19 protein-coding genes are annotated in these 18,647 nt (G+C 39.0%); all 19 read left to right on the plus strand.

Going from position 1 to position 18,647, the window contains the following annotated elements; genetic code table 11:
- The first annotated feature begins 79 nt into the window (after positions 1 to 79).
- The 19 genes from hpf (at position 80) to R8495_RS01955 (ending at position 18,644) form a co-directional block, all read left to right on the plus strand.
- Positions 80 to 634, plus strand: coding sequence for a ribosome hibernation-promoting factor, HPF/YfiA family (hpf, locus tag R8495_RS01865; RefSeq protein WP_317635869.1), 555 nt, complete (start codon positions 80 to 82; stop codon positions 632 to 634).
- Between the two features lie 129 nt (positions 635 to 763).
- Positions 764 to 3,247, plus strand: coding sequence for a preprotein translocase subunit SecA (gene secA / locus R8495_RS01870; RefSeq protein WP_317635870.1), 2,484 nt, complete (start codon positions 764 to 766; stop codon positions 3,245 to 3,247).
- Between the two features lie 42 nt (positions 3,248 to 3,289).
- A protein-coding gene (gene prfB, locus R8495_RS01875) for a peptide chain release factor 2 (RefSeq protein ID WP_317635871.1) occupies positions 3,290 to 4,415 on the plus strand; the annotation gives its coding sequence in 2 pieces (ribosomal slippage) (positions 3,290 to 3,361 and positions 3,363 to 4,415; 1,125 coding nt in all).
- Complete coding sequence (gene ftsE / locus R8495_RS01880; RefSeq protein ID WP_317635872.1) at positions 4,408 to 5,094, plus strand: cell division ATP-binding protein FtsE; 687 nt, start codon at positions 4,408 to 4,410, stop codon at positions 5,092 to 5,094. Before prfB ends, ftsE begins: the two co-directional genes overlap by 8 nt.
- Positions 5,084 to 5,971, plus strand: a complete 888-nt coding sequence (gene ftsX, locus R8495_RS01885; protein ID WP_317635873.1) for a permease-like cell division protein FtsX — start codon at positions 5,084 to 5,086, stop codon at positions 5,969 to 5,971. The genes ftsE and ftsX overlap by 11 nt, the downstream gene beginning before the upstream one ends.
- Before the next feature lie 31 nt (positions 5,972 to 6,002).
- Positions 6,003 to 6,863, plus strand: coding sequence for a phosphate ABC transporter substrate-binding protein (locus tag R8495_RS01890; RefSeq protein ID WP_317635874.1), 861 nt, complete (start codon positions 6,003 to 6,005; stop codon positions 6,861 to 6,863).
- Positions 6,863 to 7,771: a phosphate ABC transporter permease subunit PstC gene (gene pstC, locus R8495_RS01895; RefSeq protein ID WP_317635875.1), complete on the plus strand. Its 909-nt coding sequence runs from the start codon at positions 6,863 to 6,865 to the stop codon at positions 7,769 to 7,771. The genes R8495_RS01890 and pstC overlap by 1 nt, the downstream gene beginning before the upstream one ends.
- Entirely contained in the window at positions 7,768 to 8,679 is a 912-nt protein-coding gene (gene pstA / locus R8495_RS01900) for a phosphate ABC transporter permease PstA (protein WP_317635876.1), read from the plus strand. The genes pstC and pstA overlap by 4 nt, the downstream gene beginning before the upstream one ends.
- Positions 8,679 to 9,482: a phosphate ABC transporter ATP-binding protein PstB gene (gene pstB / locus R8495_RS01905; protein WP_425613282.1), complete on the plus strand. Its 804-nt coding sequence runs from the start codon at positions 8,679 to 8,681 to the stop codon at positions 9,480 to 9,482. Before pstA ends, pstB (R8495_RS01905) begins: the two co-directional genes overlap by 1 nt.
- Positions 9,460 to 10,239, plus strand: coding sequence for a phosphate ABC transporter ATP-binding protein PstB (pstB, locus tag R8495_RS01910; protein WP_425613251.1), 780 nt, complete (start codon positions 9,460 to 9,462; stop codon positions 10,237 to 10,239). The genes pstB (R8495_RS01905) and pstB (R8495_RS01910) overlap by 23 nt, the downstream gene beginning before the upstream one ends.
- A gap of 15 nt (positions 10,240 to 10,254) precedes the next feature.
- Positions 10,255 to 10,923 (plus strand): phosphate signaling complex protein PhoU, encoded by a 669-nt coding sequence (phoU, locus tag R8495_RS01915; protein ID WP_317635879.1) that lies wholly within the window; start codon positions 10,255 to 10,257, stop codon positions 10,921 to 10,923.
- Between the two features lie 87 nt (positions 10,924 to 11,010).
- Positions 11,011 to 12,345 carry a DUF4097 family beta strand repeat-containing protein gene (locus tag R8495_RS01920; protein WP_317635880.1) on the plus strand — a complete coding sequence of 445 codons (1,335 nt, stop codon included), beginning with the start codon at positions 11,011 to 11,013 and terminating at the stop codon, positions 12,343 to 12,345.
- Positions 12,345 to 12,614 (plus strand): hypothetical protein, encoded by a 270-nt coding sequence (locus R8495_RS01925; protein ID WP_317635881.1) that lies wholly within the window; start codon positions 12,345 to 12,347, stop codon positions 12,612 to 12,614. The genes R8495_RS01920 and R8495_RS01925 overlap by 1 nt, the downstream gene beginning before the upstream one ends.
- 8 nt (positions 12,615 to 12,622) lie before the next feature.
- On the plus strand, positions 12,623 to 12,991 hold the full coding sequence (locus R8495_RS01930) for a phage holin family protein (protein WP_317635882.1): 369 nt from the start codon (positions 12,623 to 12,625) through the stop codon (positions 12,989 to 12,991).
- A 34-nt stretch (positions 12,992 to 13,025) separates the two neighbouring features.
- Positions 13,026 to 14,021: an HPr(Ser) kinase/phosphatase gene (gene hprK / locus R8495_RS01935; RefSeq protein ID WP_317635883.1), complete on the plus strand. Its 996-nt coding sequence runs from the start codon at positions 13,026 to 13,028 to the stop codon at positions 14,019 to 14,021.
- Entirely contained in the window at positions 14,018 to 14,827 is an 810-nt protein-coding gene (lgt, locus tag R8495_RS01940) for a prolipoprotein diacylglyceryl transferase (RefSeq protein ID WP_317635884.1), read from the plus strand. The genes hprK and lgt overlap by 4 nt, the downstream gene beginning before the upstream one ends.
- A 13-nt stretch (positions 14,828 to 14,840) precedes the next feature.
- Positions 14,841 to 15,854 (plus strand): NAD(P)H-dependent glycerol-3-phosphate dehydrogenase, encoded by a 1,014-nt coding sequence (locus tag R8495_RS01945; protein WP_317635885.1) that lies wholly within the window; start codon positions 14,841 to 14,843, stop codon positions 15,852 to 15,854.
- 57 nt (positions 15,855 to 15,911) lie between these two features.
- Positions 15,912 to 16,841 (plus strand): thioredoxin-disulfide reductase, encoded by a 930-nt coding sequence (gene trxB / locus R8495_RS01950; RefSeq protein WP_317635886.1) that lies wholly within the window; start codon positions 15,912 to 15,914, stop codon positions 16,839 to 16,841.
- Between the two features lie 84 nt (positions 16,842 to 16,925).
- Positions 16,926 to 18,644 (plus strand): phospho-sugar mutase, encoded by a 1,719-nt coding sequence (locus R8495_RS01955; protein ID WP_317635887.1) that lies wholly within the window; start codon positions 16,926 to 16,928, stop codon positions 18,642 to 18,644.
- Positions 18,645 to 18,647: the final 3 nt, after the last annotated feature.

An 18,647-nucleotide genomic window follows, 5' to 3' on the forward strand; every position in this document is an offset into this window, starting at 1 on the left:
ATTTACAAAAAATCCGAGCTTTAATTGATCAAATAACTTATAATAAAAGTGGACCAAATAATGAAAGGAGCATCAAAAAATGTTTCGTTACAATATTCGTGGAGAAAACATCGAGGTTACTGAAGCAATCAGGAATTATGTTCAAAAGAGATTAGACAAATTGGATAAGTATTTTACTGATGAGTTGAGTGGCGAGCCGAGTTGCAATGTAAATTTGAAAGTTTACCCTGAAAAGAAGGCTAAAGCCGAGGTAACAATTATAATTCACTCGTTGGTTTTAAGGGCTGAACAAACGACTAATGATCTTTATCAAAGCATCGATTTTGTTTCAGAAAAATTAGAGCGTCAGATTAGAAAGTACAAAACTCGAATTAATCGGCGAAATAGAGCCAAGGGCTTTGTTGAACCAGAACTCATTGTGGATAGTCAACATGATAATTCAGAAGATGAAGCAACACCACTTGTTCGAACGAAACGTCTTTCGCTAAAACCGATGGACGCCGAAGAGGCAATTTTGCAAATGAATTTGTTAGGTCACGATTTCTTCATTTTTGAAGATGCTCAAACCAATGGAACCAGCATCGTTTATCGGCGCCATGATGATAAATATGGTCTAATTGAAACCGATGAATAACTAATAAAAACAAAAGAGATCCTTTCTTAACCGAGGGGTTCTCTCTTTTTTTCGCCAATGCTGACTTTTTAAGCGAAAAATTGTATAATAGTAATTTGTATAAATCCTAGGTTTTTTAGGGAAGGTTAAATGGTTAAAGAAAAAGACGCAACATTAAATAAAGTTAAGGATCCAGAAATGAAGGAAAACACTGTTCGGGCTCAGGCTACGGATACCATTGATATCAATAAACGCCCAGGGGCATTTAATTTTTTAAGACGCTGGGTTGAAAGTGATAAAAGAGAAGTTAATCGGATGGGCAAGATCGCCGATAAGGTGATTGGCTATGAAGATGAGTATAAACAACTCTCAGATGATGAATTAAAATCTAAGACAGAAGAATTTAAGGAACGCTATCAAAAAGGTGAGACGCTTGATCAATTGCTGCCAGAAGCCTTTGCAACGGTGCGAGAAGGCGCTCGTCGGGTGTTAGGGCTCTTCCCTTTTAGAGTTCAAATTATTGGAGGAATTTCCCTACATGAAGGAAATATCTCCGAAATGAAAACTGGTGAAGGAAAGACTTTAACAGCAACAATGCCAGTTTACTTAAATGCTTTGTCTGGTAAAGGGGTTCACGTAGTAACTGTCAATGAATATTTGTCAGAACGTGATGCGACTGAAATGGGTGAGTTGTACAACTGGCTTGGCCTAACGGTTGGACTCAATTTAGCTAGTTTGTCTTCAGATGAAAAACGTTTGGCTTATCTTCAAGATATTACATATTCAACTAATGCTGAACTTGGTTTTGACTACTTAAGAGATAATATGGTGGTCTCTAAAGAGCAAATGGTTCAGCGTGGCTTAAATTTTGCGGTGGTTGATGAGGTGGATTCAATTTTAATTGATGAAGCTAGAACACCGTTGATTATTTCTGGTCAAGCTGAAAAATCAAATGCTTTGTATATTCGGGCTGATCGTTTTGTTAAAACTCTTAAAGAAGAGGATGATTACAAGATTGATTGGTCAACGAAAACAATCAGTTTGACAGAAGCAGGAATGCATCGAGCTGAAGAAAACTTCGGTTTAGATAACTTATACGATATTGAAAATACAGCGTTAACTCACCATTTGGAAGAAGCTCTTCGTGCAAATTACATCATGTTGAAAAACATTGATTACGTAGTTCAAGAAGGTGAAGTTTTAATCGTTGATCCGTTTACTGGTCGAGCCATGGATGGTCGGCGCTGGTCAGATGGCTTGCATCAGGCGGTTGAAGCTAAAGAAGGCGTTGAAATTCAAGATGAATCTCAAACTGTCGCAACAATTACTTATCAGAACTATTTCAGAATGTATTCTAAACTCTCAGGAATGACCGGTACGGCTAAAACTGAGGAAGAAGAATTTATTGAAATTTATAATATGCGGGTTATTGAGGTTCCGACTAACCGACCAATGGTTAGACAAGATCGGCATGACGTTTTGTATGCAACTTTACAAAATAAATTTGCGGCAGTTGTTAATGATATTATCGAACGTCACGAAAAAGGTCAGCCGATCTTAGTTGGTACTGTTGCAGTTGAAACTTCTGAATACCTTTCGCAGCTTTTAAATGAAGCTCATGTTCCACACGTGGTTTTGAACGCTAAACCAGAAAATATTACTCGTGAGTCAGAAATTATCATGAATGCAGGCCAAAAAGGTGCGGTAACGATTGCTACAAATATGGCAGGCCGTGGTACTGATATTAAATTAGGACCTGGTGTAGCTGAATTAGGCGGCTTAATGGTCTTAGGAACTGAGCGGCATGAATCTCGGAGAATTGATAATCAGTTGCGTGGACGTGCAGGGCGTCAGGGTGACCCTGGAGAATCACAATTTTATTTGTCGCTTGAAGATGATTTGATGAGGCGTTTTGGCTCGGAACAGATGAAAAAACGCTTGAAGATGCTCAAGATCAATGATAATGATTTAGTGTTAGAAAGTCGGGTCTTTACGCGTCAGGTTGAAGGAGCTCAAAAACGGGTTGAAGGCCAAAACTATGACGCCCGGAAACAAACGCTTCAATATGATGACGTCATGCGTGAACAGCGCGAAGTCATTTATAAACAGCGTCGCCAGGTAATTGATGAAGAAGAAACGCTCAAACCAGTGTTATTTGGAATGGCTGAACGTTCCATTAACCGAGTTGTTAATGTTCATACTCAAGGTGATGATAAGAGCAAATGGGATCTTGATAAAATTATCGATTATGCTAAGAACTCCTTGGTTGGAGATGATGAAATTAGTACTGATAATTTGAAAGATAAGTCGGCAGATGAAATCAAAACTTATTTGATGGAATTTGTTAAGAAAAATTATGATAGTAAAGCTGAGCAATTAGTAGATCCTGAACAGATGTTAGAGTTTGAAAAGATCGTTATTTTAAGAATTGTTGACGATCGTTGGACTAACCACATTGATGAGATGGATCAGCTGAGAAATTCCATTGGCTTAAGAGGCTATGGGCAGATGAATCCGCTGGTTGAATACCAAGAAGAAGGCTACAATAGCTTTGAGATCATGGTGGCAGATATTGAAGACGGGGTTACAAGACTCTTCATGAAGGCAGAAATTCGTCAGAATGTTGCTCGTTAAGATAAAATCGCTGCGGCGATTTTTTCTGTGTAAAGGAGAATTATGGAACTTGGAACAATCAAAAAGGAACTTGATACCATTGACACCAAAATAAATCATTTCAGGGGGTCTCTTTGACCTTGAAGGTTTAGAAGCACAAATTGCTTTGAATGAAAATGCGATGCAGGCCGCCGATTTTTGGTCTGATTCCAAAAAAGCGCAAGATTTGATTAACGAAAATAATCAGCTAAAGGAAACTTATAATAAATTTAATGAATTAACTGATCAGCTAGCAGAGTTGAAAGTATCTTATGATTTATTATCAGTTGAAGCCGATGAAGAGTTACAAAATGACTTGGAAAATGGGCTTTCTACTTTGCAAGATAATCTAAAGCGTTATGAAATTCAGCAGCTTTTAAGCGGAAAATACGATAAATTGAATGCAATTTTCGAAATTCATCCTGGTGCAGGTGGCACTGAATCGCAAGATTGGGGTGCCATGCTTTATCGAATGTATAATCGATATGCAGCACTCAATGGTTTTGATTTTGAATTAATTGACTACCAAGATGGGGATGAAGCTGGCTTAAAGAGTGCAACGTTTGTCTTGAAAGGATATAATGCATATGGGCTTTCTAAATCCGAAAAAGGAGTTCATCGGTTGGTAAGGATTTCTCCTTTTAACGCACAAGGTAAGCGTCAAACTTCCTTTACTTCGGTCGATGTAATTCCTGAAATTGATAATTCAATTGAAATTGAGATTCGACCAGATGACTTGAAGATCGATGTTTACCGCTCAAGCGGTGCAGGCGGACAGCATATTAATAAAACTTCCAGTGCTGTTAGAATTACTCATCTACCAACGGGGTTGGTAGCAGCTTCGCAGGAACAGCGTTCACAAATTCAAAATCGTGAAATGGCAATGACAATGTTGCGTTCGAAGCTTTACCAGTTGGAAAGAGAGAAAAAAGAGAAAGAGATGGCTCAAATTAAGGGAACACAGCTGGAAAATGCCTGGGGTTCCCAGATTCGTTCATACGTTTTTCATCCTTATAATTTGGTTAAAGATCATCGTACGGGTTATGAAACTAGTGCAGTGACTGGGGTGATGGATGGTAAGATCGAAGGTTTCATTTATGCATACCTACAGTGGAAGATAGATCAAAAAAAGGAACAAGATATTGATTGAATTAAAGAATGTGATAAAAAAATATCCGAATGGAATTGTGGCGTTAAAGGGAATTGACCTCAAAATTGAACAAGGTGAATTTGCCTATATTGTTGGACCTTCGGGGTCTGGTAAATCAACCTTGATTAAGACACTTTACCGCGAAGAACGGGTGACTTCTGGGATCATTAAGGTTAATGAGTATGATTTGATGCGGATGACTCATAAGCAGGTTCCGTATTTACGGCGAGAATTGGGAATCGTTTTTCAGGACTTTCGCTTGTTGCCGCGCTTAACGGCTTATGAGAACGTTGCTTACGCAATGGAAGTAATTGAAAAAAGGCCCGAAGAAATTAAAAGCCGCGTGATGGAAGTTTTGGAAATGGTCGGTCTAAAAGATAAGATCCGTCGTTATCCTAATGAACTTTCCGGCGGGGAACAACAGCGAGTAGCGATTGCACGGGCAATTACTAATAAACCTTCGATTTTAATCGCAGATGAGCCAACGGGTAATCTAGATCCGGATACTTCAAACGAAATTATGGACATTATTGAACGGATTAATCAGCAAAATACGACAGTAATTATGGCAACCCATAATCAGTCGATTGTAAATCAATATGTTCATCGAGTTTTGACCATCCAACAAGGACGTTTGGTGAGTGATCAAGAAGAAGGAGGCTACCGCTATGAAGATTAGAACGGTAAGAAGGCATTTTATTGATAGTTTTCGCAGTATCAAGCGTAATGGCTGGATGACTTTGGCAGCAGTTAGTGCGGTGACGGTTACGCTCTTTATTGTAGGGGTGCTTTTTACAGCAATCTTTAATGTTAGCCACATCTCAAGTCAAATCGAAAAAGATGTCAAAATTCGAGTTGAGGTTGATACAAAAGCGAATAAGTCACAAGAAGCTAAGTTAAAAGAAAAAATTCAAAAACTTGAAGATGTTAATAAAGTTACTTTTTCTAGTAAATCAAAAGAGCTAGCTAAAATCACCAAAACATACAATAATAAATTCAAAATGTTTTCAGGGGATGCCAATCCTTTAAGTGATGTCTTTGTAGTGGAAACTACAAGCCCAAGCAAGACCATTACCGTTGCTAAGAAAATTCGTGATATGAATAATGTTACTCAAGCACAATATGGTGGAGATCAGACCAAAAAACTCTTTAGTTTTATGAACGGAGTTCGTTTTTGGGGCGTAGTTTCAATTGTGATTTTAGTGGCCATTGCGCTGTTTTTAATTTCTAATGTAATTAGATTGACGATTCTTTCTAGAAGTAATGAAATTCAAGCAATGCGTCTTGTTGGTGCAACTAGTTGGTATATTCGCTGGCCGTTTCTTTTAGAAGGGGCTGAAACTGGGATTCTTGGCTCAATTATCCCAATTATTATAATTAATTGGGGCTACAATATTATTTATAGTCAGACAATGCAGAGTTTATCAACGGTTGGATATTCACTCTATGCTCCTGGCGGATTCCTCTTCCAAGTGGATTTATTGTTGATCTTATTAGCAATCGTCATCGGTAGTTTAGGTTCACTTGTTTCCATGCGTCGCTTCTTGAAAATTTAAAATCCTCTACTATCGGGGGAAGGGATAAATTTTGAAGTATAAAAAGTTATTATCACTTTTAGTTCTTCCAATTTTGGCTGTGAGTTTGAGCTCTTGTCGGATAAAAATTAAAGGCGAACAGTTGACAGTGGTTGGCTCAACGGCCTTGCAGCCGTTAGTGGAAGCTGCCTCTGATGAATATATTCAAAGTCTTGATGGAGTTTTTGTCAATGTACAAGGAGGTGGCTCAGGAACAGGTCTTTCGGAGATTCAGCAAGGTGCCGTTGATATTGGGATGAGTGATTTATTTGCTGAGGAAAAAGCAGGGATTGATCCGAAGAAATTAGAAGATCATCGCTTGTTAGTAACAGGAATTGCCCCAGTTGTGAATAAAAAGGTTAAAGTAACTAATTTGACCTCTAAGCAACTTAAAGATATTTTTACTGGCAAAGTGACGAATTGGCGGGATATTACTGGGCAAGATTTACCAATTATTATTGTAAATCGAGCTAACGGCAGTGGAACTCGTTATAATTTTGAGAAAATTGTTTTAAAAGGGCAAGACGCAAAATCGGCTCAAGAGCAAGATTCCAGTGGAATGGCAATTTCGATTGTTAGTTCAACTCCGGGAGCAATTAGCTACGTTTCGTTTTCTTACTTGAAAGATAGTGTTTTACAGCCAAAAGTTGACGGCGTTAAGCCGACTCAGGCTAATGTGAGAAACAATCGCTGGAAGATCTGGTCTTACGAACATCTATATACTCAGAAAAATCCCTCAGCTTTGACTCGTAGTTTTCTAAATTATTTAAAGTCAGATGAAGTTACGGAAATGATCAAATCAATGAAATATATTCCCACCAGTGAAATGGAAGTTTCGCGCGATGTATCAGGTCACGTTAGGGGAGCTAAATAATGGATCCAATTCGAGAGAGTTTACTGAAAACTTCCAAAAAAACTAGACGCGAACGGCGGGGCCGCATTATCACATTTGCATGCATTTTGCTAATTGTTGTGATGGTGGCGGCTTTGTTGTTGTTTGTTACATTTAAAGGGCTAGCTACTTTTTTTGTTAATCATGTTAACCCAATTAGTTTTCTTTTTGGGACTAACTGGAATCCCGGTCAAAAAAATCCGCAGTTAGGAGCTCTGCCAATGTTTTTGGGCTCGATTCTGGTTACGATTTTTTCAGCGATTGTTGCGACCCCTTTTGCGATTGGCGCAGCAACTTTTATGACTGAAATCTCTCCGAGGACGGGGAAGAAATTTCTTCAGCCGGTAATGGAACTTTTAGTCGGGATTCCGTCAGTGGTTTATGGTTTTATTGGACTCACGGTTTTTGTACCATTGATGCGTAATTTATTTGGCGGTTCTGGTTTTGGTATTTTGACGGCAACATTGGTTTTATTTGTAATGGTTTTGCCCACAATTACTTCCATGACAACCGATGCGCTAAATTCGGTGCCGAGAAATTACCGGGAGTCTTCGCTGGCGCTTGGAGCCACAAGATTTCAAACAATTTATAAAGTTGTTTGGCGCTCAGCAACGCCAGGGATTATGACAGCAGTAGTATTCGGAATGTCAAGAGCCTTTGGCGAAGCTCTTGCAGTTCAGATGGTGATTGGAAATGCTGCATTGATGCCCCATAGTTTAATTAGTCCAGCGTCAACGTTGACCTCAATTTTGACAATGGGGATTGGCAATTCAGTGATGGGGACTTTGGAAAATAATGCTTTATGGTCCCTTGCATTACTGTTACTACTGATGTCATTACTGTTTAATATGTTGGTTCGTTGGATTGGTCGTAGGAGTTCATTGAAATGAAAAATGGGAAAAAAGTGCACGACAGCCAGTTGAGTGATCGAATTGCCAATTATGTTTTCTATGCAATTGCACTAGTTATCTGTCTAATTTTAGCTGCTCTTTTGATATACATTCTAGTTGCCGGATTACCGCATGTTTCATGGCATTTTTTAACTTCACCTGCTAAATCATTTCAAGCAGGCGGGGGAATTGGTATTCAGCTTTTTAACTCGTTTTACCTTTTAGTTTTGACGATGATTATTTCGATTCCAATTTCCTTAGGAGCAGGAATTTGGCTCTCTGAATATGCAAAAAAGAATTGGCTCACCGATGTTATTCGGACTTCCATTGAAATTCTGAGTTCGTTGCCTTCAGTCGTTGTCGGACTATTTGGTTTTATCTTGTTTGTTTTAGAGTTTAATCTGGGATTTTCTTTACTTTCAGGGGCGCTTGCCTTAACAATTTTTAGTTTGCCACTGTTAACAACTAACGTAGAAAATGCGCTACAGTCGATTCATTTTACCCAAAGAGAAGCAGGACTGGCGCTAGGATTATCAAGAATCGAGACAGTTTGGAAAATCGTGATCCCAGCAGCGTTACCTAATATTTTAACAGGGATTATTTTGGCTTCCGGTCGGGTTTTTGGCGAGGCGGCAGCTCTTATTTATACTGCTGGTCAAAGTGCACCGCGTTTAAATTTTGGTAATTGGAATATTTTTGATTTATCAAGTCCACTTAGTCCTTTTCGCCCAGCGGAAACCCTTGCGGTACACATCTGGAAAGTAAATTCTGAAGGTCTTGTTCCAGATGCGGCTTTAGTTTCGGCGGGTGCTTCGGCAGTTTTAGTGCTGACAGTATTGATCTTCAATTTTGCAGCGCGTTATCTTGGTAATCGACTATATCAGCGAATGACAGGAGGACAAAATTGATCTCCGATAATTCTCAAACATATTTGCTCGATTTAGCTAGCGACGGTAAAGAAATTGCTTTAAGTACTGATGATTTGCACGTTTGGTATGGTGAGCATGAAGCAATCCACGGGGTAAGTTTAGCCTTTGAGCGTTTCAAAATTTCGGCTTTGATTGGAGCGTCGGGCTCTGGCAAGTCAACGTATTTACGATCTTTAAATCGGATGAATGATAATATCTATGGAACGAAAGTTTTTGGCAAAATAATGTATCGAGGTCTAGATATCAATTCAGATGAGATTGATGTTTATGAAATGCGACGTCATATTGGAATGGTATTTCAGCAGCCGAATCCTTTTGCTAAATCTATTTATGACAATATTACCTTTGCTTTAAAACAGCATGGTGAAAAGGATCAAGAAAAATTAGATGCTGTCGTTGAGAAGACCTTGAAACAAGCGGCTCTTTGGGATCAGGTCAAAGATAAACTCCACACCAGTGCTTTGGCTCTTTCTGGTGGACAAGCTCAAAGGCTCTGTATTGCAAGAGCGATCGCGATGGAGCCAGATATTCTCTTAATGGATGAACCAGCCAGCGCCCTTGATCCAATTTCGACTCAGGCAGTTGAAGATACGATGATGGAGTTAAAGGATCGCTATACGATTATTATAGTTACGCATAACATGCAGCAGGCCGCACGGATTAGCGATTACACAGCGTTTTTCCATCAAGGAGACGTCTACGAATATGATGTGACTAAACATATTTTTATGCAGCCGCGTATTAAGCTGACCGACGATTATGTATCAGGACATTTTGGTTAAAAAGATGGCATTAATAAAATCAACAGATTTAAAACTTTATTATGGTAAATTTGAGGCGCTGCACGGGATTTCCATTGAATTTAAAAAAAATCAGATTTCGGCTCTAATCGGTCCTTCTGGTTGCGGGAAGTCGACTTATTTGCGCACTTTAAATCGCATGAATGATTTAATTCCTAATGTTTCGATAACCGGAGAAACGGTGATTGGAGAAACCGATATTTACGCTCCATCAACGAATGTTACAGAATTAAGAAAGAGAGTGGGGATGGTTTTCCAGCAGCCCAATCCGTTCCCTTTCTCAATTTTTGAAAACGTAGTTTATGGTTTGAAAATTGCCGGAGAAAAAGATAAGGCTAAGTTAGAAGAGGTCTGCGAACGCTCGCTAAAAGAAGCTGCGATTTGGGACGATGTAAAAGATAAATTGCATTCCTCGGCTTTAGGACTTTCTGGTGGTCAGCAGCAAAGAGTTTGTATTGCTAGAGTACTGGCAGTTAAACCAGAAATCATTCTTTTGGATGAACCAACGAGTGCCTTGGATCCGATTTCTACTAATAAGATAGAGGATTTATTGCTTTCGATGAAGGAGCATTATACGATCATCATGGTAACGCACAATATGCATCAAGCATCGCGGGTCGCTGATATGACAGCTTTCTTTTTACAAGGAAATTTGATTGAATTTGATAAAACAACAAAAATGTTTCTCAATCCAGAGCATCAAGAAACACAAGACTATATTTCAGGGCGGTTTGGTTAGAAAGGAATAGAATTCGTGAGACAAACTTTTGATCAAGAATTAGAAAAATTAAATGAAAGTTTTACCTATATGGGAAAATTGGTGAGTAAGCAAGTTGAAAATGGGATCGGCGCTTATTTGAACCAAGATGCAGAACTAGCTAATGAAGTAGTGAAAAATGATCAAGCAGTTAACGATGAACAGATGAAGCTTGAGAAGAAGAGCTTAGAGTTAATTGCTTTACAGCAGCCAGTGACGGCTGATTTAAGATTAATTGTGACAGTTTTAAAAGCCAGTGCGGACTTAGAGCGCATGGGAGATCATGCAGTTAGTGTCGCTAAATATTTTCTCCGTCAACAAAAAATTTCGCGAGTGGTGCCGATTGAACAACTTGTTGCTGAAATGGGCATGGGAGTTAGAAAGATGTTAGAAGATGTTTTGCTGGCTTTTACCAAAGAAGATCAAGCTAAGGCTATTGAAATTGCGCGATCGGATAAGAAAATTAATGAAGATTCGTTGCAGATTTATAAAATGTGTATTAAATGTATGAAAGAAAAACCAGAAGGCATTGAATCAGACACTAACTATATGATGGTTGCTAATACAATTGAGCGGATCGGGGATTACGTTACCAACATTTGTGAATGGATTGTTTATTTAGTTGAAGGAAAACTGGTCGACCTAGATACAGACAATATGTCCTAGGCTGAAGTAAAATCAGCCTCTAGACTTATGATAAAAATCAGTCGATTGGGGATAATAAGAGAGTAAATAAGTTGGAGGTAATAATCCATGGATGAACGTAAAAGAATCATGGAGCTGGTAAAAAAGGGCGTGATCACTTCTGAAGAGGCAATTGTTCTCTTAGAGAAGCTGGGCCAGAAAAGTGCAGAGGGCACAAGTGAAGATACCTCTGATCACGACAAAAAGAGAACCGCTTTTCAAGAAGATGAATCCAGTGACTATGTTGATAAATTAAAAAAACGGATTGAGCAAGTTAAAGAACGTCTAACAGTTTTAAACACCTTGGATGATTTTGAACGTTTATCAGACGAAGAAGCAGATGAACGGGAAGATTTGCAAAGATCTTTAACTGAACTTGAAAACGAACTTGAAAGCGTTGAGTTACAAAGAAAGAGACGCGATAGTTCTAATAATATTTTTGGGATTGACTTTGATTTTGATACTGAGGGACTAGAAGAGCAAGCAAGAAGTTTTGCAGCGAAAGTTAAGGATTCAGTTAAGAGTTTTTCAGATAATTTTGAATTGCGTGATTTTAACGTAAAAGTACCCGGTTTTGCCCGCTCTAAGAAAATAATTAATACTTATGAATATTCAGCTGATGACCTCAAGGTTCTAAATATTAAGAATTATAACGGCAATATCGTAATTAGAAAAAGCGTCGATTCGCGCATTCATGAGCGGATTACATATCGCGTTTATGGAAATGTTAGAAACAGTAGCGCCGAAGATTTCTTTAAAAATAATACAGTTAACGAATTAAGTGGGAACACTTTGAATCTTAAGATGCATCCGCGAATTGAATCTTTAATTGAATTCTCTTTCCCGGCTGGCTTTGATTTAACTAGTGCGCGAATTCACAGTAAAAATGGTAGTTTTGAGTTTAATAATCTTAAAGTTGATGATTTAAGTGTTTCTTCGACTAATGGTTCGGTTGAATTAAAAGATTTAACAATTGATCATTTAGAGATTAATAATGTTAACGGCTCAATTAGAATTGAAGATTCAATTCTTTCAAGTGGCACAATTAATACGGTTAATGGGTCAATTAAGAGTCTTCAAAGTATTAATAATGTAGAATTATCGAGCGTTAACGGAAACATTATTTTAAGTAATATTAGCAAAGATAGTGGTGACGCTGAGGCTCACGTGGTTAACGGTAATATCAAAATGTCATTGCCGCCAGAGCTTGGTTTTTTGATTAAGGCTGAAAGCAAAAATGGGTCAATCAATAACCGTTTAGCTAGCGCTACTGTTAATTCAGTAGACAAGCATCATAAATCCATGGAACTGGAGAATGTTGGTGCAGGGAATGCAAAATTTCAAGTTAGTACGATTTCGGGTTCAGTCTATTTAAAGGATATTAGCCCGGAGGAGGGGCAATAATGCTTAGTTTAATACTTTCGATTTTTGTTATGCTGGTAGTTTTCGGAGTTATTTTCTCAATCCTCGGATTCTTTTTCGGCATTATCTTCAAAGTTTTCGGCGTTTTTGTTGTAATCGCTGTGATTGCATGGTTGATCGATTTACTCACCGGCGGCAGGCTTTTTACAAACAGTCGCCATCATCACTACCGAAATAATCGTCACCATGATTGGTATGTAGTTAATAAGAAGAATCGTCATCGAGATCATGACGAATGGAGTAATTTTTAGTAACTAATATGGCAAAATTTTGTTTAAGAATTGGAACAAATATTATCGTTTTTCTGGCAGCAGCATACCTATTTCCAGGTATGCTTTTTGTTAATTCGATTCAAATCGGGATCATTGCAGGCTTTTTTTTGGCAATTATTAATACGATCATTAAGCCAATTGTTTCCTTTTTTTCTTTTCCGATTACTTTTATGACACTAGGACTTTTTTTGGTGGTGATTAATGCGGGGCTACTAGAACTGAGTGCAACTTGGGTCAATAATTTCATGCATGGGGAATTTATAGCGATCAATGGCTTTGGCAGTGCGCTAGTCTTAGGTCTAATTTTTTCCACGGCAAATTTATTGGTGCAAAACTATTTTCAGCGGCGCGGCTAATTTTAGGTATAATAGAAGATAACTAGGAGGAGTCATGTCAGAATTTGTCACCATTAGTGAAATTGTACAAAAATTAAAATTTACCGTTAAATCAGGAGTGGATTTCATCTCTAAACGGACGATGATCAGTGATTTGTCGCGGCCGGGCCTTGAATTAACCGGCTACTTTGATTTTTACCCAAGCGATCGAATTCAAGTTTTAGGTCGCACGGAAATTAGTTATATTAAGTCGATCAGCCATATGAATCGAATGGCAATTTTTGAGGAAATGTGTCAAAAAGATACCCCAGCTTTCTTAATTACTAGAGATTTAGAGGTGCCGCCAGAATTGATGGCAGTGGCGACTTCTAACGGAATTCCGGTCATCTCAAGCTCAATGCCGACCAGCCAGGTTTCTAGTATGCTTGAGCAGTATTTGAGCGATCGGTTGGCGGAGCGCATCTCTGTTCACGGAGTTTTTGTAGAGATTTATGGCTTGGGAGTCTTGATTACTGGTGAATCGGGAATTGGTAAAAGTGAAACTGCTTTAGAACTTTTAAAACGAGGACATTTACTGGTAGCAGATGATCGAGTGGAAATTCATCAGCTTAATCAGAGTTCTTTGATTGGTGAACCACCAGAAATTCTTCTGCATCTTTTAGAAATCAGAGGCCTTGGGATCATTGATGTGATGAGTCTTTTTGGAGTTGGGGCAGTTCGCGATCGAGCTGATATTAATTTAAAAGTTGAACTTCTAAACTGGGATGATAACAATCGCTATGATCGAATCGGGGCCCAAATTGAAGGTGATCAAATTTTGGGAATCGAAGTTCCACGGGTGAAGGTTCCAGTGAGAGTTGGGCGAGATATTCCCGGGATTATTGAGGCGGCGGCGATGAATTATCGCGCCAAGTTAATGGGTTTTGATGCAGCAAAGAAATTTGACGATAATTTAAGTCGCTTAATTGCTAAAAATTCTGCTCTTGATCAGGAAAATGAAACCGCCGAGCAGCGAAAAAAAGATCATGAAGCGGCTTCAAAAAAATCATGAAATTTAATTTATTAACTTTAAATCCAATTTTTGTTAATTTTTTTGGCATTGAAATTCGCTGGTACGGGGTAATTATTACTGCGGGAATTGTAGTCGCATTTTTGATGTCATTACGTGAAGGTAAACGTCGTGGTCTGCCTGAAGATACATTTTACGATATTCTTTTGTTAGCAGTCCCGCTGTCTTTGGTGGGAGCACGTCTTTATTATGTTGTTTTTGATTGGAAAGATTATCAAGATAATTTGCTGTCAATTTTCGATATCCGCCAAGGTGGCATCGCGATTTATGGCGGATTAATCACCGGTTTATTGGTGATTTATTTGTATTGCCGTCATCAGAGGCTTAACATGTGGCAGATTCTTGATGTTGTGACGCCAGGAGTATTATTGGCCCAGGCAATTGGTCGCTGGGGCAATTTCATGAACCAAGAGGCCCATGGAGAGGCGACAAGTCGGGCATTCCTACAGTCTTTGCATCTTCCAAGTTTTATTATTGATCAAATGAGAATTAATGGAGTTTACTATCAGCCAACTTTTCTTTACGAGTCGGCTTGGAGTTTAATTGGAGTAGTGCTGATTTTAGCGTTTAGGCACCGCAGACATTTGTTTAAAGTAGGAGAGATTGCATTAAGCTATGTGATCTGGTATTCAGTAGGCCGTTTTTTTGTTGAGGGAATGAGGACAGATTCCTTGATGCTTGGACCGCTAAGAATTTCTCAGGCACTGGCGCTAGTTTTGGTCGTAGGCTCACTAATTTTGATGATTTTGCGTCGCCGCAATCCTTCACTTAAATGGTATCTGGAATAACAAAGAGGTAAATATGAGTAAAATTACGGTTTTAGGCACGGGTTCCTGGGGTACGATCTTGGGAAATTTATTAGCAGAAAATGGACATGAAGTTCATCTGTGGGGTAATAATCCAGCGGTTATTGATGAAATAAATCAAAAACATACGAATAATCACTACTTAACTGATTTTACGATCAATCAATCCTTAGTAGCTGATCACGATTTAGCGGCAGCTTTAAAGGACACTGAGGTGGTTCTTTTCGTGGTACCAACTAATGCAATTAGGTCAGTAGCAAAAGAAATTTTGCCTTATTTAACAAAATGTGAGAATCCGCCAATTTTAGTTCATGCCGCTAAGGGAATCGAGTTAAAGACAAAGTTAAGAATTTCTGAAGTTTTAAAAACAATTTTACCGACTGAAAAGTTTGGAGAAGTTGTCGTCATTTCTGGCCCTTCACATGCAGAAGATGTTGCAAAAAGAGATTTGACTGCTTTAACAGCGGCTTCAAAAGATTTGAGTCGCGCTCAAAAAATTCAGCGTCTATTTGGTAATGAATATTTTCGACTCTATACCAACACAGATGTTGTTGGGGTCGAAATCGGTGCGGCCTTAAAAAATGTCATTGCAATCGGGGCAGGAATTGTTCATGGCCTTGGATACGGCGATAACACCAAAGCAGCTTTAATGACACGCGGTCTTGCGGAAATTACCCGTTTTGGTGTTAAATTAGGAGCCGATCCCTTAACTTTTAGCGGATTATCAGGAGTGGGCGATCTAATCGTTACTTGTACAAGCGTTAATTCTCGCAATTGGCGGGCTGGAAATCAACTTGGTCAAGGGCAAAAACTTGCTGATGTGCTCGAACAAATGGGACAGGTGGTCGAAGGGGTAACTACTGCCCAAGCAGTTCATTTTGAAGCAAAAGATTTAGGCGTTTCAGTGCCGATCACCGATAGTATATACGAGATTCTTTATGAAGGACAAGACCTCAAAGAGGGCATTGTTAAGTTAATGAACCGAGATTTGAAAGCAGAATTTAATTAAGTAGCTCAACGTGGTATAATTTGCTTACTTATTGTAAGTGATAAAGGTGGAATAAAGATGGCAGATAAAGAAAATTTTGACGTAATAATTATTGGAGCAGGACCAGCTGGGATGACAACAGCAATTTATGCAGCTCGTTCTAATCTAAAAGTTTTGTTACTTGATCGGGGGATTTATGGCGGTCAAATGAACAATACAGCTGCAATTGAAAATTATCCGGGATATGTCAGCATTCTTGGCCCTGATCTAGCTGAAGAAATGTATCAAAGCGTTAAGAAGTTTGGTGCGGATTATCGTTACGGCACTGTTAAGACGGTTAATGATTTGGGAAGTTTTAAAGAAGTAGTTACTGACGAAGGCACTTATCAGGCCAAGGCGGTTGTTTTGGCAACGGGTGCTGAGCATAAGAAAATGAATATACCTGGAGAAGAAGAATATGGCGGACGCGGCGTTTCTTATTGTGCAGTTTGTGATGGAAACTTCTTTAAAGACCGTGATATTGTGGTGATTGGCGGTGGTGATTCTGCTGTTGAAGAGGGAATCTATTTAGCTAATTTAGGCCGATCAGTAACGATTATCCATCGAAGAGATCAACTAAGAGCTCAGAAAATTTTACAAGATCGTGCATTTGCCAATGACAAGATCCATTTTGTCTGGAATGCCGAGGTTAAGGAAGTTGTAGGCGACGGTGAAGCGGTGACTTCAGTAAAATATCGCGATAAAGTTAACGATGAAATTAAAGAAATTGCTGCCAGCGGTGTTTTTATCTACGTTGGAGTGCTTCCAATGACAGATGCTTTTAAAGAGCTCGATATTCTTGATTCAAACGGCTGGATTATTAGTGATCCAGAGGTGATGACAACTAAGGTTCCGGGTGTTTTTGCGATTGGCGATGCTCGAAAAAAAGAGCTGCGACAAATTGCTAACGCAGTTGGCGAAGGAGCGATTGCGGGTAAAGGGGTTTTTGATTACTTACAGAATCTATGATCGAACGCAACCAAATATTAATATTTTTTTCCCTTCATTAAGATTATAATTTATGATAGATAGTGCAATGTTTGGAGGAAAAAAATGAACTATAAAAGAGAATATAAAAAATGGGCTGAATTTGAAGGTTTAGATGAAGAGTTGAAGACGCAGATGCAAGAGATGTCAGAGGATGAAAAAGCCGAAGCTTTTGGCTATCCAATGGAATTTGGGACTGCAGGGATGCGCGGCTATCTGGGACCTGGCGCTGGTCAAATGAACATTTATACAGTTAAACAGGCAACTGAAGGGCTTGCACGTTTCATAGCTCGAACCGGAGATCCTGCTAGAAGGGACGGAGTTGTAATTAGCTATGATTCTCGCTATCACTCGCGGGACTTTGCTTTTTGTGCTGCAGGAGTTTTGGGCGCTCACGATATTAAAACTTACCTTTTTGATGATATTCGCCCGACACCGGAGCTGTCATTTTCGCTTCGGGAACTTGGTGCTTTTGCAGGTATCATGATTACGGCAAGTCATAATCCTAAGCGTTATAATGGGTACAAAATTTATGGACCTGATGGCGGCCAAATGGGGCCGGATAATGTGTCGATCGTTACTCAGTACATTCGTAAGGCTAAAAAAATTTTTGAAATCCCAGAAAAATCGATCTATAAAATGCGGGACGAACATTTGCTTCAAATGATTGGTTTTGATCTTGATGAGAAATATTTGGCGCAGGTTCAGACCGTGAGTGTTGACCATGAACTAATTGCTAAATGGGCAGATCAGACGAAGATTGTTTATACTCCGCTTTATGGGACTGGCAAGGTTATTGGTTACAAGGCATTAAAAAATGTGGGCTTTACGAATTTTAGAATGGTTGAAAAGCAAGCGATTGCTGATCCCGAATTTCCAGGTGCTCCGACTCCGAATCCTGAATACGAAGAAACTTTTGTAGCTGCCAAAAATATTGGTCATGAGATTGACGCAGATGTCTTAGTTGCAACTGACCCGGATGCCGATCGATTAGGCGTTGAAGTGAAAATGCCTGATGGTAATTATAAGCAAATCACCGGCAATCAGATTGCGGCAATTATTCTTAATTATATATTGACAGCCAAAAAAGCTCAGGATAAATTGCCTTTTAATGCTGTAATGATAGAATCAATCGTCTCAAGTACGTTACCTCAAAAAATTGCAGCTGACTTCAATGTGAGAACTATTCAGGTTGAAACTGGGTTTAAGTTTATTGCTGAGAAAATTCGTAGATTGGAACGTGATTGTAATGGGACTTTTATTTTTGGTTTTGAGGAAAGCTATGGCTTTTTGCTAAAGGGGTTTGTGCGCGATAAAGATGCAATTCAGGCAATTACGATCATGGCTGAGATTGCCGCTTATTATAAGTCGCAAGGCAAGACGATTTATGATGGTCTACAAGAAATTTTTGCCAAGTATGGATATTTCGTTGAAAAGACAATCTCTAAAGAATTCGAAGGAGCTGCTGGTAAAGAACAGATGGAAGCAATCATGACGAGACTAAGAAGCGAACACATTCATGAATTTGCGAGCATTAAAGTGGAATCGATCGAAGATTATGATAATAATTTGCGCACTAACAGTGACGGTTCTGTTGAAGAACTCAATATGCCGAAATCGAACGTTTTGAAATACATTCTAGCAGACGGATCTTGGATTGCAGCCAGACCATCAGGTACTGAACCGAAAATCAAATTTTACTTTGGAACTCAAGGTGAAAGCCAACAGGAAGCACAGGAAAATTTGGATCGCCTAATTAAAAATCTCAATGCGCATATTGAATAGAAA

It is taken from the genome of Xylocopilactobacillus apicola (assembly GCF_033095985.1).
GTDB lineage: Bacteria > Bacillota > Bacilli > Lactobacillales > Lactobacillaceae > Xylocopilactobacillus > Xylocopilactobacillus apicola.

Excerpts from the sequence above, each read along its gene's own strand:
- hpf (WP_317635869.1), top strand. The coding sequence starts at position 80 with ATGTTTCGTTACAATATTCGTGGAGAAAACATCGAGGTTACTGAAGCA.
- secA (WP_317635870.1), top strand. The coding sequence starts at position 764 with ATGGTTAAAGAAAAAGACGCAACATTAAATAAAGTTAAGGATCCAGAA.
- ftsX (WP_317635873.1), top strand. The coding sequence starts at position 5,084 with ATGAAGATTAGAACGGTAAGAAGGCATTTTATTGATAGTTTTCGCAGT.
- pstC (WP_317635875.1), top strand. The coding sequence starts at position 6,863 with ATGGATCCAATTCGAGAGAGTTTACTGAAAACTTCCAAAAAAACTAGA.
- pstA (WP_317635876.1), top strand. The coding sequence starts at position 7,768 with ATGAAAAATGGGAAAAAAGTGCACGACAGCCAGTTGAGTGATCGAATT.
- pstB (WP_425613251.1), top strand. The coding sequence starts at position 9,460 with ATGTATCAGGACATTTTGGTTAAAAAGATGGCATTAATAAAATCAACA.
- R8495_RS01920 (WP_317635880.1), top strand. The coding sequence starts at position 11,011 with ATGGATGAACGTAAAAGAATCATGGAGCTGGTAAAAAAGGGCGTGATC.
- R8495_RS01925 (WP_317635881.1), top strand. The coding sequence starts at position 12,345 with ATGCTTAGTTTAATACTTTCGATTTTTGTTATGCTGGTAGTTTTCGGA.
- R8495_RS01930 (WP_317635882.1), top strand. The coding sequence starts at position 12,623 with ATGGCAAAATTTTGTTTAAGAATTGGAACAAATATTATCGTTTTTCTG.
- hprK (WP_317635883.1), top strand. The coding sequence starts at position 13,026 with ATGTCAGAATTTGTCACCATTAGTGAAATTGTACAAAAATTAAAATTT.
- lgt (WP_317635884.1), top strand. The coding sequence starts at position 14,018 with ATGAAATTTAATTTATTAACTTTAAATCCAATTTTTGTTAATTTTTTT.
- R8495_RS01945 (WP_317635885.1), top strand. The coding sequence starts at position 14,841 with ATGAGTAAAATTACGGTTTTAGGCACGGGTTCCTGGGGTACGATCTTG.
- trxB (WP_317635886.1), top strand. The coding sequence starts at position 15,912 with ATGGCAGATAAAGAAAATTTTGACGTAATAATTATTGGAGCAGGACCA.
- R8495_RS01955 (WP_317635887.1), top strand. The coding sequence starts at position 16,926 with ATGAACTATAAAAGAGAATATAAAAAATGGGCTGAATTTGAAGGTTTA.